Source organism: bacterium, from assembly GCA_021158245.1.
Lineage (GTDB): Bacteria > Zhuqueibacterota > QNDG01 > QNDG01 > QNDG01 > QNDG01.
Genome location: JAGGVB010000045.1, coordinates 1 through 15,337, shown reverse-complemented (window position 1 = coordinate 15,337; position 15,337 = coordinate 1). Strand labels below are relative to the sequence as shown.

12 protein-coding genes and 1 tRNA gene are annotated in these 15,337 nt (G+C 37.8%); 8 read left to right on the top strand and 5 right to left on the bottom strand.

Annotated features, from left to right (window positions below; translation table 11 throughout):
* Nucleotides 1-121: 121 nt before the first annotated feature.
* Both J7K93_02495 and glnA read right to left on the bottom strand, forming a co-directional pair.
* Nucleotides 122-3,802 carry a PKD domain-containing protein gene (locus J7K93_02495; protein ID MCD6115859.1) on the bottom strand — a complete coding sequence of 1,227 codons (3,681 nt, stop codon included), beginning with the start codon at nt 3,800-3,802 and terminating at the stop codon, nt 122-124.
* A 220-nt stretch (nt 3,803-4,022) separates the two neighbouring features.
* Nucleotides 4,023-5,357, bottom strand: coding sequence for a type I glutamate--ammonia ligase (glnA, locus tag J7K93_02490; GenBank protein MCD6115858.1), 1,335 nt, complete (start codon nt 5,355-5,357; stop codon nt 4,023-4,025).
* 382 nt (nt 5,358-5,739) lie between these two features.
* Here glnA and J7K93_02485 point away from each other — a divergent pair, with 382 nt between their 5' ends.
* A complete protein-coding gene (locus J7K93_02485; GenBank protein MCD6115857.1) occupies nt 5,740-7,281 on the top strand; it encodes a sigma 54-interacting transcriptional regulator in 1,542 nt (513 codons plus the stop codon).
* A gap of 3 nt (nt 7,282-7,284) precedes the next feature.
* Here J7K93_02485 and J7K93_02480 read toward each other — a convergent pair whose 3' ends face one another.
* Nucleotides 7,285-7,503: a hypothetical protein gene (locus J7K93_02480; GenBank protein MCD6115856.1), complete on the bottom strand. Its 219-nt coding sequence runs from the start codon at nt 7,501-7,503 to the stop codon at nt 7,285-7,287.
* A gap of 331 nt (nt 7,504-7,834) precedes the next feature.
* Between J7K93_02480 and J7K93_02475 the strand changes: the two genes are divergently transcribed.
* Nucleotides 7,835-7,945, top strand: a complete 111-nt coding sequence (locus J7K93_02475) for a transposase (GenBank protein ID MCD6115855.1) — start codon at nt 7,835-7,837, stop codon at nt 7,943-7,945.
* Between the two features lie 140 nt (nt 7,946-8,085).
* Here J7K93_02475 and J7K93_02470 read toward each other — a convergent pair whose 3' ends face one another.
* The gene (locus tag J7K93_02470) at nt 8,086-8,271 is read right to left on the bottom strand and encodes a transposase (protein MCD6115854.1); all 186 of its coding nucleotides are present in this window, start codon (nt 8,269-8,271) and stop codon (nt 8,086-8,088) included.
* A gap of 185 nt (nt 8,272-8,456) precedes the next feature.
* Nucleotides 8,457-8,558, bottom strand: coding sequence for a DUF4372 domain-containing protein (locus J7K93_02465; protein MCD6115853.1), 102 nt, complete (start codon nt 8,556-8,558; stop codon nt 8,457-8,459).
* 251 nt (nt 8,559-8,809) lie between these two features.
* On the opposite strand from J7K93_02465, the gene J7K93_02460 reads away from it, so the two are divergent.
* The 6 genes from J7K93_02460 to J7K93_02435 all read left to right on the top strand — a co-directional run.
* Entirely contained in the window at nt 8,810-8,983 is a 174-nt protein-coding gene (locus tag J7K93_02460; GenBank protein ID MCD6115852.1) for a hypothetical protein, read from the top strand.
* Nucleotides 8,984-9,188: 205 nt separating this feature from the next.
* Complete coding sequence (locus J7K93_02455) at nt 9,189-9,371, top strand: hypothetical protein (GenBank protein ID MCD6115851.1); 183 nt, start codon at nt 9,189-9,191, stop codon at nt 9,369-9,371.
* 24 nt (nt 9,372-9,395) lie between these two features.
* On the top strand, nt 9,396-10,472 hold the full coding sequence (locus tag J7K93_02450; protein ID MCD6115850.1) for a hypothetical protein: 1,077 nt from the start codon (nt 9,396-9,398) through the stop codon (nt 10,470-10,472).
* A gap of 344 nt (nt 10,473-10,816) precedes the next feature.
* Nucleotides 10,817-10,888: transfer RNA gene (locus J7K93_02445), tRNA-Asn, on the top strand.
* Nucleotides 10,889-11,328: 440 nt separating this feature from the next.
* The gene (locus J7K93_02440; GenBank protein ID MCD6115849.1) at nt 11,329-12,978 is read left to right on the top strand and encodes a cation:proton antiporter; all 1,650 of its coding nucleotides are present in this window, start codon (nt 11,329-11,331) and stop codon (nt 12,976-12,978) included.
* Between the two features lie 319 nt (nt 12,979-13,297).
* On the top strand, nt 13,298-15,337 hold a 2,040-nt coding region (locus tag J7K93_02435; protein ID MCD6115848.1), incomplete at its 3' end, for a right-handed parallel beta-helix repeat-containing protein.

The following is a 15,337-nucleotide window of genomic DNA, read 5'->3' as shown; positions in this document are numbered from 1 at the left end:
TTCTGCCTGAAAAAATTCTGAAAAAAATATCAAAGAACAAAAATACAGAAAAACAACTGGTAACAAATGAATAAATTAACTAAATTAATCGAGTAATTAACTCTCCTATGGTCATATGATACTATTTAAGAAGAATTATCTTTCTTTTATCCATAAACTTCCCGGCATTGATCCGCAGAAGATAAATGCCTGAAGGGATATGGTTTCCGGAACTCCCTGTGCCGTTCCAGATGACCGTGTAGTTGCCTTTTTGTTTGTATCCGTTTACCAGCTCTGCAACTTTTTTCCCCATCATGCTATACACAGAGACCATAACATTTGACGGCTCTGCAATATCATACTTTATTACTGTATATCCGTTAAAGGGATTGGGATAGTTCTGATAAAGGCAAAATTTTTGAGGGACGCTTTTATAATTTTCCACTCCAGAATTCGGATCAGATACAGTAATGTAAGATTCTTTAACCTCTTCCGTACTTCCTCCGGGGCCTGTAACAACGAGTGTGACGGTAAAGTTTCCGGAAGAACTGTATGTATGCACAGGATTCTGCTCTGCACTCTGACCTCCGTCACCAAAATCCCACGCCCATGCTGTTATATTCCCTGTTGACAAATCTGTAAAATGAACTTCAACAGGCATATCCCCTTCAACAGGATCCGCACTGAAATCAGCAGCAGGTACAGGTTCATTTACAGTTATATAATCAGTTTTTCTGAGTGTATCTGCACCTGCGGGCCCTGTAACAATCAGCTGTACCGAATATAATCCCGCATTCATATATGTGTGTACAGGATTCTGCAAACTGCTTGTCGAATCGTCTCCGAAGTTCCAGAAATATAAATCTTTATCACCTGTAGATTCATCAGTAAAATTTACTGTAAGGGGAGCAGTACCTTCGGACTTATCACATGAAAACGCGGCATGCGGTTTTATAAAAACTCTTTTGACAAGAAGATTAAAACTCTGCGCGTCAAATGCTCCTGAACTGTCCTCTGCTTTTATCTGAATCGTATGACTGCCTGTATCGGAAATTGCCGGAACCCATTCAACTTTTCCTGTAGAAACGCTTATACCCATACCTGCGGGGGATTGCATAAGCGAAAATGTAATATCATCTCCGTCAGGGTCAGAAGCCGTAACATTGTAAATAAAAAGCGAATCCACAAAACACGATAACGGAGGTGTTGAAGTTATTACAGGTGCATTGTTCTGTTTATTTACATAAATCCAGAAATATTGTGAACTGTTTCTGCCTGTCTCATCTGTAACCATGATTCCTGCAAGAAATACTCCGCTGCCCTTTTCCCATAGATCTTTGTTCAGATCGTCCTGCGAAGGAGTCCATGTCAATTTTCCCGTTGCTGAATTGATGTTCATATTATCCGGTGAAGTAATAATTGAAAATTTAATAGAGCCAGTGTGTTCATCATCCACTACAGGAGTGTAAGACCACTGCTGGCCTGCATAAGCCAGTGTATCTGGATTTGAAATAAAAAGAGGAACCCGGTTTGTATAATCGGTTGCCATAGCATCGGGATTAGTTATGCCCGACACAGAAACCTCACTGCCTTCAGAACCCGTGGTTGAAACAACAACCCATACTGTTCTTCCGTCAGAAACAACATCCGGTATTCCGTCTCCCCATGGGCCTGGTCTTGTTTCAGACCATGCACCATTATTTATGACCATGAATCTTTCAGAACTGCGCCTGCCGTTTAAGTACAGTATTTTTCCGTCTGAATAGAGTGCTGCCCGCGGGTGAGGGTCGCTGGTGTTTTCGTAGTACATGGGAATGTTATCTGAAATACTTAAATTCCAGCTCAATTCAGGTTCATTTGATAAAGCACAGTACATCTCCGATTTAAAATTACCGGTTACACCTGTGTTGTTGCTCCATGCTGTAACAAGCTTTCCATCCCGGGAAAAAATCCACGGCTCTGCCCCGACCTGGTTTTGAGCATTTGTTATAATTTCCGGCTGTGTCCATGACGTATATCCAGGAATCTTTTTTGAAAAATATGCCTGTTTTATGCTGCCGGTAAATACAAGATAAACATATCCTCTGCTGCTTTTTGCAACAGAGGGATGAAGTCCTTCTGAAATCTTAACAGGAACTGTCCATGAATCATCATGTCCTGAAACACTGTAAATTAAATTCCCGTCCAGATCCTGATACACAACTGTGCATACACCATTTACAACTGAAAGACCAGTATATATGGCTCCCTTCTGTGTTTCAGCAATTTCAACAGGGCCTGTCCACGAATCTGACTTTTTCTCCGTGTAAAAAACCTTTCCGCTTAACGTAGAAAAAACAACATGCAGATAACCGCTGTTATCAATATCAATATCTGTACAGAACCTTAAAAATGAATCAGATTCTTTTCCGACAATGTACTCCTGCATATCAGGAATATTTTCAGGTGCAGACCAGTTCTGAGAAGAAACACTTTTAAAAGAATGGTAAATATCCCCGTCATTTACATAGATTACATGTACACTGCCGTCTCTGGGATTAATTGCAACTCTTCCGCTGTATCCGTTTTCATCCAGGACTGTTTTGGAAATTATGGACAATTTTTCAGCATCATTCGTAAGATTTTCAAATCTCGAAGAAGCATTTGGGTTAACAATTGCGCTTACTGCAACTTCTCTGTTAGATCTGCCTGCAGAAGATGATGCCACCCACACTGTTCTCCCGTCATTTGCCAGCTCAAGGTACATTTTTGTTGAGTAGTTGATTCCGTCATTCCACGGAGCATTTCTGGTCTGGCTCCATTCATTACCATCCCACACAGCAAAGCGTTCCTTCCTCGCTCCGTTCATATACAGAATAAGACCGTCAGAGAAAATTGCAACCCTTGTATGCGGATCACCTGTATTTTCATAATATATGGGAACAGGGCCTCCAAGTTTTGATTCCCATTTATCTCCTGGAATATCTGCAACAGCACAGTAAAGTTCTGTCTTCTTATCGGAAAATTCTTCTCCTGTACTGCTGTTCCATGCAATGTAAATTTTATTTTCTCCGATTGCCATTCCCGGGCCATGCCCCAGGCGTCTCGGAGCATCTGTGACATTCTTATTTATTATCCACTTATCCTCTCCAGGTACAATTCTTCCGAATTTTGCATTATGCTGCATTGAATTAGTGCCTCTGCAGAGAAAATAGACAGTTCCGTCCTCTCCTTTGCTTAATTCAGAGTACTCACCGCTTTCCAGCATTTCAGGATTACCCCATTTCCCATTCTTACAAATAACCGAATAAATCTTATCAGGATCGCTGTCTTCGTATACAACATACAGATTTCCGGACGACCATACTATGTCCGTAAAAATTGAATAGGGCCCCTTGCTTACAATTCTTTTCGGTTCCGACCACGAGCCTGCTTTTCCGTTCAAATAGTAAATGTCTCCGCCTGCTGATGCAAACACTATGTGGCATTTCCCTGTATTATCTACGTCAATTGCTGCGCATTTTCTTGCGGCATCAGCCTCTTCCTGACCGTAAACAGTTCTGCCTCCGTCGTCTATTGTTTCAATATTTCCCCAGCTTCCTGAAAAATACCTTACAATATGTTTAATATCTCCGTTTGAAACCCACAGAACGTGCAGATTTCCGTTTCTGGGATCCATTGCAAGATCACAACTGAAACCGGAAGTATCTAATACTTTTTTTGATATTATTTTAAGATCATTTACTCCGGCTGCAAATATCTTCATAGAAATCAAGAAAAAAACTATCAAAGAAATTAAAGAAATAACAGTGATATCTTTCTTACCTGCCGTTTTTAATACCATAAAAGAATCTCCCACAAAGTAATTTGGATACTATCTATTAACAGGCAAATTCCATACCATTGAAATTGTGACCGGTAAAGCCTACATAACTTATTATTAATTAGGATATTACGATATTCAGCAACTTTAACATGCTTATTTGAGAGACAGTACCAATAACAAAAACCGGCCGGAATCAATCCAAAATAATTCCAGCCGGTTATACAAGTATTTTACTTTTCTATAGATATCGTTCAACTTCCCATGGCGTAACTCTCAATAAAAATTCCTTCCACTCCTGCTTCTTAGCAGCAATAAAATGCTTCATAAGATTTTCGCCGAATGCATTAAACAGTAACTCATCCTGTTCCAAGGCTGCTACAGCACTTCTGATTGTGGATGGAAGTGTGGAAATATTCATCTCTTTTAATTTATCATTGCTAAATCCGTAAACATTTTCTTCCATGGCTTTAGGCGGCTCCATCTTTTTCTCAATTCCTTCCAGTCCAGCAGCAAGCATTGCAGCAAATGCAAGATACGGATTCGCAGACGGATCAGGACATCTCAATTCCATTCTGGCGCCATTCTTTGCATTACGTTTTGTAACCATTGGTATTCTGATTAACGCAGATCTGTTTACTCTTCCCCAGCATATATAAACCGGCGCCTCGAAACCCGGTACAAGCCGCTTATAGGAATTTACAGTAGGGGCAACAATAGCAGCAAGGGCTCTTGCATGTTCAATTTGGCCTGCCAGAAAATGGTACCCAAGCTGCGACATATTGTATGTATCCTCAGGGTCATAAAAAATATTATTATCGGACATATCGCTCAGGCTTTGATGTACATGCATGCCGCTGCCGTTTATTCCGGATATGGGCTTTGGCATAAAAGTAACTTTAAATCCTTCAGTTCTTGCCTGACTTCGTAAAACATGTTTTAAAGTAATGATACCATCTGCAATATTTACTGCAGGCCCGTATTCCAGCCCTATTTCATGCTGGCCCTGACTTACTTCATGATGATAAGTTTCACATTTGTACCCGAGACGTGCCATATCTTTCATTGTATTCTGACATATCTTAACAGCTCTGCTGTGAACTCCCAAATCAAAATATCCTTTTCTATCATGGGGTTTAAGTTCGGGAAGGACATCTCTGTCCAGAAGAAAAAATTCAATCTCAGGCCCTACAAGATATTTGTAGCCTATATTTGCAGCTTTCTTTACAAGCCTTTTTAATACACCCCTAGGATCGCCCTGAAAAGGGGACCCATCAGGCAAATATACATCACAAATTATCTGAGCACTCTTTCCGTTATTTTCAGTCCATGGTAAAATTGAAAATGTTGATGTATCCGGCTTTAAATGCATGTCAGATTCACATATTCGCGCAAAACCGTCAATTGAAGACCCGTCAAACCACACTCCATCTTTAAGTGCACTTTCCACTTTCGCTGATGGTATTGTCACCTTCTTTGTAAGACCGTTTATGTCAGTAAAAAGAAGATAAACAAATTCAATCCCGCCATCTTTAATCTCTTTTAAAATAACATCTTCCGGCACAACTACCTCCACATTTGTTTAGGTTCGCTTATTAAAATAATAACTTTTTAATGGCAACTATAGTGCCACTATAATTTTATCCAGATGAGATTGCACTCCATCAATCCGTATCATATTGTTTTTATTGATATTATAATTATTCAGACAATGATGCGGGTCATACTATCCCCATCGTAATTTCATACAATTTCGTATGTTTATATTCGGACTATAACATTTTCGTATGTTTTGACTATAGTCAACATTTCACAGGAATTTGCTATTCTCTGTAAGAGTTTAAAAATAATGGATTTCTCTCAACTATTTTCTTGTCTGCCGGATAATTGTACTTGTATTATTTCATACATTTTTGTACCTTACGGAAAAGATAATTACATTTCTGTAGGATAATTCCATGGCTCAACTTCAATCTCAATCAAAGACTATAAAAAAGTTAAGCGTACTCATTGAAATTAATCAGGCACTTTCAAGGACGCTTAACTTAAAAGAGGCGTTGATGGCTTCTCTAAGAATCCTGAAGCACTCTTACGGCATAAAATCCGGAGTTGTATTTTTATGTGATAACACAAAAAAAACAATTGCTACAGGCGGATCAATTGGATTTTCAAATATCATTGAAGAAAAAGTATTTCCTTTTAAGGACAATCTTCTCGGACAGATAGCGGAATCGGGAAAACCTGTTGTTATTCCACAGTCACTTAAAGAAAGCTCCATATCAAAAATCATGAAATTACGGGAATCTTCCCTGGAAAAGGATGAGACCTTTCTCGCCATACCGATTACCCTTGATTACAGAACCCTGGGCCTTCTTGTTGTTACTCTGCCATATTACGCTAGAAGGGATTACGAAAGTACTCTTAAATTCTTTACCCTCGTTGCATCCGCACTTCTCCAGCCCATCCGTGTGTGCCACGTTATTGAATCGGAAAGAGAAAAACTGATTGACGAAAATGTGCTTATCAAACAAAAACTCCACCAGGAATACAATTTCAGCAACATCATCGGAAACAGCCATGAAATGCGGGATGTATATGAACAAGTAGCACGTATAACACGTACAGACACAACAGTTCTTCTATGGGGTGAATCAGGAACAGGAAAGGAGTTGATTGCAGAAGCAGTACATTATAATTCCCTGAGGAGTGACAAACCCTTTATAAAAGTAAACTGTGCAGCTGTTCCGGAAACACTAATTGAATCTGAATTCTTCGGATATGAAAAAGGCGCTTTTACAGGGGCTGCTGAATTAAAAAAAGGCAGGTTTGAGCTTGCAGATTCCGGTACGATTTTCCTTGATGAGATCGGAGACCTTTCTCTTCCAACACAGGTCAAGCTGCTGAGGGTTCTTCAAAAACAGGAATTTGAGCGGGTAGGAGGCACAAAAACGGTTCATACAGATGCCAGGATAATAGCTGCAACAAATGCTGATCTGGAAGAGATGATTGCAGAAGGGCTTTTCAGAGAAGATCTCTACTACAGGTTAAATGTCTTTTCAATTTATCTTCCTCCTCTTCGTGACAGAAAAACCGATATTCTTCTTCTTGCAGATCATTTTATGCTTAAATACGGCAGAAAACATCGCAAAGTAATAAAACGAATCTCAACTCCTGCTATTGACATGCTGATGAGATATCACTGGCCCGGAAATGTAAGAGAGCTGGAAAACTGCATTGAAAGGGCTGTGCTTCTCTGTGAAGACAGAGTAATTCACAGCTACCACCTGCCGCCAAGCCTGCAGACAGCTGAAAGTAGCAACACTGTGCCTAAGCTTTCCCTTGCTGATTCTGTTGCTTCATACGAAAAAGAATTGATACAGGACGCACTGAAAACAACAAAAGGCAACAGGGCAAAAGCAGCCAGGCTTCTCGGCACTACTGAAAGAAAGATCGGATACAAAATAAACATTTACAATATTGACGTTGAAAGATTCAAATAGATACTACCATTTTGACTTTGGACGCCTCTTTCCGAAAACAGCAGAACATGGGGCATTCTTGGTAACATACTCCTTAAGCAATTCACAGTAAATTGCAGAAAATGTCCTGCAGCTTCCTGAACCGTCAATATCGTCATGTTTGGGAAGAGATGCATAGGGGCACCTTAAGTCACAAAATTTTATACGGGATGTATTAACTCCGGCATTGTTATTTTTTTTCATAAGTTTCTCTTTATTACCATGATATCTGTTTATAAAATAACATTTTTTTACAGACAGGCAAGCTTAATTCATACTTACGAATCACTATTAAAATTATGTATTGCCTCAAAATAAAATGCAACCCAAGTCATTAGTATTTCATGGCTAAAGTATTTGTGCAGGAATAATTCAGCCATCCCTTTTTAGTTCATTAAAAAGATCTACTACATCCGGTAATGTCCGATCAAATGGCTTAACCGCTTCATTAATTTTATTATACTGTACTTACTCTGAAAGGCTGCACGTAGGAGGTACAGTATAAACAAGTAAATATAAAAAGTGAACACGTACGATTTATGAATGCAAGTATCATGTTGCCTTTTGCCCGGGATACAGATTTAAGATATTTAAAGGAGATATAGCAGAATACAGCAGGCAGAAGTTATATGAACTTGCCCGTTAAAAAGACGATTTTTTTGAGGCAACGACTAATTTATGAAAAAGTTCAATTCCTCTAAACTTACTTTATTTATGAGTCAATGTCTACGGGGGCACCTTGGGAAAAAAGTCTTGACATTTAATTAAATTATTGTATATTTTTTACTACTGTTGTACAGTTAAGAATACAAATATAGCAATCCAGAGTTGAGTTAATACAACATTTTTAGAAGTACCCATGAAGCTTTTAATTTTCAGATTTTTTATGGTTTTAAAGAACAATTCGATCTCCCAATGTGCTTTATAGATGTCAGAAATAGTAGTTGCCGATAGCCTGAAATTATTTGCCAAAAAAAAATAATTTTATTATTTTATTTGTCAAAATATTTTATTTTTCTTAAGGGATGTGGATACTTTTTATATGTAACGTAACCGGTAAACTCAATAATTTTATCAGACAGGACATCTGATTTGTCATTGATTTTTTTACTACCGGCTACTTTATATGCGGCATTTGTTTCCATTTTTGTAATTAATTATATCTTATTGCCTTGAATTGTATTTCGTAAAGAGTTACGACCGCTAAGTTGGGCAAAAAATAAATGAACAAACTGAGTCCAGCAGTTCAGTTTTCTAATTTGGTAATCGCATTTAGGCGATTATCAACATTCTGGAATTCAAGTCGTGAAATTAATTGTAGTATTTGTCGAAAAATTGTATTATTATATGCCATGACCCTTTAACCTCCTGTTTTGTTATTGTGTTACGGCTATAACAATGTAACAAATTCCGAGGTTATTCGGGTCTTTTTTTTTAAATTATTTTATATGCTTAACCGGACAGCGGTGATTATCCATCTCAAATGTAAGAAGTCTGATGAAGATGATCGGTGAAGACGAATTCAACTGATTTCGAAAGTAGATTATATGATATGTCCGACAGCACGATTCTTATAACGGGCTCTTCGTCTGGTATTGGCAGGATTCGTGCAGTAATAGTCATCAGAGCCGGAGCTGATATTGTTCATATTGCAAGAGACATTGGAAATAATGCGACCAGGTAATCATCAACTCATTTCGCATGGCATAACATAGTATGAAAAATTTAAAGTAATTTTTTATAAGTAAGTTGATAACTGTAGTAAAATTTACAGATTTGTCAATTGTTCAGGAATTGAAATTACAATGCTGTTCAGAAATATGACTCCTGAAAACTGTAACTGATTTTTTTGTCAATGTTATTGAAACTAACATGTTTAAGGAATGCGTATGCCTGAAGAGCTTTTTAACACAATTCCTGCTAATACAAAAGCTATTATTGAAGACATGCACCGTTTTGGACTTGGTGAATTGGAAGATATTGCCAACAGTACTGTCTCCCTTTTGGCAAAACACTCAAAGTGGAATACAGGTGCGGTCCTTACTGTAGAAAGTGGTTATACTACAAGTTGAAAACTTAATGGATGGGATTTCAGAATGGAACAGACAGAACACTCTCAAGAATCCTCATTGAATGTTCTTGAGTCATTTATGGATAAGATTGTTAGGTTTTGCAGGAAAAGAGAGACGTTGATAATTTATGTTATTTTAATAATTGCAGCAATTATTGAAATGCGGTTTATTCAGATGATTCATTTGAATCATTGGAATTTTAAATTTATGTTGCATATTGATGAAGGCATTTTACATGGAACACCTCCCTGGCGTGTATTCCAAAATCGTTTATTAGTGCCCTTTTTAGCCAAGTTGATTTCAGTGTGCTGTAATATATCTATTAAAGAAGCCTCAAAAATATTTATTTTCATATTAATTATTTTTCAAAATTTTCTCATGTATGGTGTTATGGTTAATATTTCGGGGGAAAGACGTATAGGATTAAAATATTCATTAGTGATGAGTGGTTTGTTTTTAATTTTTCAGGACGATAGATACATTCTATTATACGATTATCTCGATATTGTTATTTTCACATATCTCGCATGGCTGATTTATCAAAAAAAACCATTAATACATTTTATAATCCTTTTTATAATATCTCTATTTAACAGGGAATCTGCTTTGTTTATTCCCATTTGGCTAATAATGGATGCATGTATTTTCCAATTGCGATTTCCATTTGTTAAGTTCCGTCTCTTCAGATCTTTAACAGGTGTAGGGTTACTGTTAAGTGGAATAATTTTTACTAAATTGATAAGAGATGTATTTTTTAAAACATCTATGCTTAAGGAAGTCGGGATTGATGCAGAACATTCTATAATAGGCAATCATTTGCATCTGTCAGAAAATATACATTCAATTATTTGGGATAATTTTTTTGGGACAGACATTATTGTTAATATTTTTTTGTTTTGTTTAATTTGGTTTATCATATACAGTAATCTGAAATTACGTTCACAAGATATTTTAAAATATTCTTTGTTGATTGTTTTTATGTTGTTGTCTAATTTAGTATTTGCATGGATTACAGAAACGCGTATATTTTTCAACCTGATTCCATTAATTTTAATTCTTTACTGGAACCTTACCTGTAGTGCCTCCTCATCCTGCAAATAAGATAAATGTCTATGTGACCTTGATCCATTTATAGTTTTATTTGTTTTATTTCCCAGGGAGAAACAATGTTTAATATGTGTTTGTATAGTTTTTTATTGTCCATACTTTAATATACTAAATCCTATGTTTGAATTTTATACAATTGTCAGAAGAACTCTACTTTTAAGCCTTTTAGAGTATGGAAGATTCATTGCAACACAAATATTCCTCAAAACTATCAAAATAATCGGGTAGTTATAAATTCTCTTATATAAGTCAACGCGGTCAATGCTGGGGTGCCAGAACGAGGAAAAAAGCCTTGACATTTAATTAAATTATTGTATATTCTCTATCTCAAAATATATTCCGGAGTGGCTCAATGGTAGAGCGGGTGGCTGTTAACCACTAGGTTGGGGGTTCAAGTCCCTCCTCCGGAGCAAGAAGGGCTGAAAATAAGTTTCAGCCTTTTTTGATTTTAGCAGGGGAGGAGAAAAAACACTCAATTTTGTCATGCTCGTCCCGATGGAATTGGGAGTCAACAACCCCCAAAAAACGCCGGCTGCCGAAAATTTCATAGAAATGTCAAAAAACTCTCTGAAAGGCAAAAACTCACCCGATTCTGATTATTATAGTTTTTTCTTATAGAGAATCGGGATTCAGACAGCCGAACTTTTTTAACGCTGCTTCGTTCCCATTTCCGAGCCGGAGATTTTTCTAATGCCGGGATAAAAACATGCAATACAATTCCCTTAAATTTTCGGGGGGTGCCAGGTCAATCACTACATGATCTTGATTTTTAACGAATTAAGCATTATATTTATTTTTAAAGCAATTTTTAGGAGTTGGTCTTAAATTCTCCCCTGAAAGGATCAATTATATGGGCCCGAATACTATATTGATTGTAGCCATTACTTTGATTTTTGGAGTTCTCGGCGCCAGAATATTTAAATCTTTAAAAATTCCTCAGGTTGTAGGATACATTATTATTGGTATTGTTTTAGGCCGGTCCGGTCTTAACCTAATTAATTCTACAGTTATAAGCGAATTTGTGCCCTTAAATTTTATTGCTCTCGGTATTATTGGATTCCTGGTAGGCGGAGAGCTTAAAAAAGAGGTCTTTAAGAAGTACGGCAAGAGCTTGATGATTATACTCCTATTGGAAGGCCTTGGAGCTTTCATCTTTGTAACTCTGTCAATGGGCTTTCTTACAAAAAACTGGGCTCTTGCAATTATGCTGGGAGCACTCGCATCAGCAACTGCGCCTGCGGCTACCGTTGATGTATTGTGGGAATATAAATCTGCCGGTATTCTTACAACTATGGTTTTTGCAATTGTCGCACTCGATGACGGTCTGGCCCTGCTTTTATACGGATTTGCAAATTCAATCTCCAAAGTAATAATTTCCGGGCAGGGCTTTTCTGTAACGGCAGCGCTATTAAAGCCCATGTACGAAATTATTGGGTCAATGGTTCTGGGCTCAATTGTCGCCTTTATTTTTAAAGGGATTCTTGATTTAACAAAAAAGTACAAGCATGAACGAGATTTAATGCTGAGTTTTACTTTTGGCTCTATACTTCTGATTATTGCTCTATCAAATCTGTTCAAATTAGATCTGATTCTGGCTGAAATGTTTTTTGGTATACTGTTCGTAAATATTGCTCCTTATTATTCAAAAAACGTATTTGAACTCATGAAAGAATTTTCACCTCCGATATATATTATATTTTTTGTTCTGGTAGGAGCAAGGTTAAAGTTATCATCTATAAATCAAAGTATTCTGGTCGGGGCTTTATTCTATGTTGTTGCCAGAAGTGCGGGGAAGATAATAGGTGCCTATGCGGGCGCGACTGTCAGTAAAATACAAACGGTTGTAAGAAAATATCTGGGAATGTGTCTTTTTTCACAAGCTGGTGTTACTATAGGGCTTGCAATACTTACTGCCCAAAATTTCCCGGAGATAGGGAATATAATAATCGGCATAGTCACTCTAACTACTTTCATCGTACAAATAATCGGGCCTCCTTCTGTTAAAATTGCCATAACAAAAGCAGGTGAGACTTTCAGGAATATCAGTGAAGATGAAATGCTTGAAAAATACAAGGTTAAGAAAGTGATGGATACAAAACCGACTGTTATTTCTGTGAATGAACCTTTACAGTCTATTTTCAATAAAGTAGCAGAAAGCAAATACAATATTTATCTGGTTTGCGATAAAAATAAAAAGTTAGTCGGAATTATTACAATTGATGATTTAAAGACTTTAATAAATATACAGTCATCGGTTGCTCTTTTTATTGCAGAGGATATAATGCGGCCGGTAAAACATTTTATTACTCCGGATAAAAAATTAAGTGAAGCGAACAGCATTCTTAAAACCTATCATATAGATTATCTTCCTGTAGTTAAAGCAGATGATAATGTGAAATTGGAAGGGTTGTTGAATGTGAGAATGATTAGAGAAACTATCAGAAAAGAGACGGTTGAACTCCAGAAAGAAGTAGCTAATGCAGGCCAGACTCTTGTTTAATATTTATGGTAATACAAATCCGGAATTGAGGAATAAAGGCAAAAGTGACATATTATTTAAGCATAAAATACTTGCTTTAATATGTATTTTTGTTTAACTTTAAGTATACCAAGCATAGCTCTCATATTGTAGTGCTGTCATAAAATAAACATCTGATTCTAAATTAAAAATTTGGGTCATGTTCTAATCATTAAAGGTTTTATTCCAGAAAAGCATTACCATAACAGTGTTTAATCTATCCATAATGATGATGTTGTTTCGTCTGTGAAAGTATGATTATTAAATAACATACCAACATAATAATATAAGGATGTATCTCATGAAACTGACAGAACGCGTAATTATTGTAGTGGTTTTTTCTTTTTTATTTCTTCAAACACCTTTAAACGGTCAGAACAAAATTAATCAGATGAGTACAGAAAAGCAGGGATCAGCGTGGACATGGCAAAGTCTTGGAAGTGTGCTCGGCAATAATGACCTGGATCAAATATTAGTTGACCCTGAGGATGATGCAGTCTGGTATGTCACTTCTATTGAGAAGGGTCTGTATGTTACCTGGGATAGCGGCGCAACCTGGGTTCATGCTATTTCCGGAAAAGGACTTGATGCAGAGGGGTTGCAGATTGATCCTGCTGATCCGGATATTGTTTATGCTGCAGTGTGGGATAAACTGTACAAATCAATCGACCGCGGTAAAAACTGGAGTGTTGTTTACACATGTCCAGAGTATATCCGTTCGGTACTGGTGAGCAGAGTTGACGGCAGTATTTATCTCGGCCCTCAGACAGAACAAAATTCATCCCCCGGAATTTATAAGTCAACTGACGGAGGACAGAATTTCAGCGTTATGCATTTTGGTGTTTCTACCCATTATTTAATCTGCTGGGATATTGTCGAAGATTCGGCAAATAATGTTATTTATGTCTCTACAGAACTTGCAGACCATCCTCAGCCGTACAATCCTCCTTTATTCATATCTTCAAACGGCGGCAGTACCTGGGACAATATCGCTTTTATCGGCTGGCATGCACAGAAAATGGCAGTTGATGATAAGAACGGCTTTGTTTATTTCCTGAAGGAAGGCGGAGGTTTTTACAGATCATCAGATTCAGGAGGAACCTGGAGACTGCTTAACTCACAGAGTATGATGTATTTTTTATTGGATCCCAATAATCCCAACCGGATTTTCGGATCTGATTATCAGGACTATGGTTCAAAATGTGCGTGGATGTCAGAAAACAGGGGCCGTGCTTTCTCTTCCTTGGGGCTTGAAGGATTAAAAGTAACGAGTATTAATATAAATAAAACAGGTACAAAATTGTACGCTTCTACATGGGGAGCCGGTTTGTGGACTGCTGATGTTCCCGAATATGTTTCGTTTAACGGTATAAGAGTGGCCAATACAAATGACAGCGGTTTGTGGTCTTTAAGGGAAGCAGTAAATCTTGCAAATAACGGAGTCGGGCCGGATACTATCAGGTTTGATATCCCGAAAAGCGATCCTGGTTATGACGCTTCCTCAGGAACGTGGACAATTGTAAGCGCTGAGGATCAGATAACAATCAGTGATGACAGTCTTTTTATTGATGGTGATTCGCAGAAGGAGAATGTAGGAGAAGATACAAATACAAGCGGGCCGGAAGTAGTGCTGACAGCATTAACCAGCGATATTCAGGCCGGATTGTACATTACAAGTGCATACAACCATATTTCTCATCTTGTGGTTAACGGGATTACAGGTTCTGGAATCGCAGTTATGAATCAATCTGCTCATCATAATCTAATTGAAGGGTGTTATCTCGGTACTGACGGAACAGGCGAGACGGGCAAACCTAATCAGTTTGGAATTTACATCTACAATTCTGCTGATAACCAAATAGGTGCACAGGACAGCAGCAGCCGTAATATTATTTCCGGAAACTCAAACCATGGTGTTGTAATAACAGGCCAGCAAAGCCAGTATAACCTTATGACGGGAAATTGCATAGGCTTAACTCCTGCAGGGGAAAAGCGGGGCAACGGAAGTTACGGTGTGTTTATCGGAGGCAGCGCTTCTGATAACGTTGTCACGAAAAACGAAATTGCATATAATGCAATTGGTGTTACTATCTGGGATTCAGGAAGCAGCAGGAACAGAATTTCACAAAACAGTATCAATGGGAATTTCAGTAATGGTATTCTTATTTATACAGGCGCAAACGGAGGCATGCAGCCGCCTGTGCTGAATGTAAATGGCGATGTTATTACAGGTGTTACTCAACCCGGAGCTGCTGTGGAACTGTTTTCCGATAAGGAATCGCAGGGAGAAAAGTATGAGGACACAGTAACTGCTGATGCAAACGGTGATTTTGAATGGAGC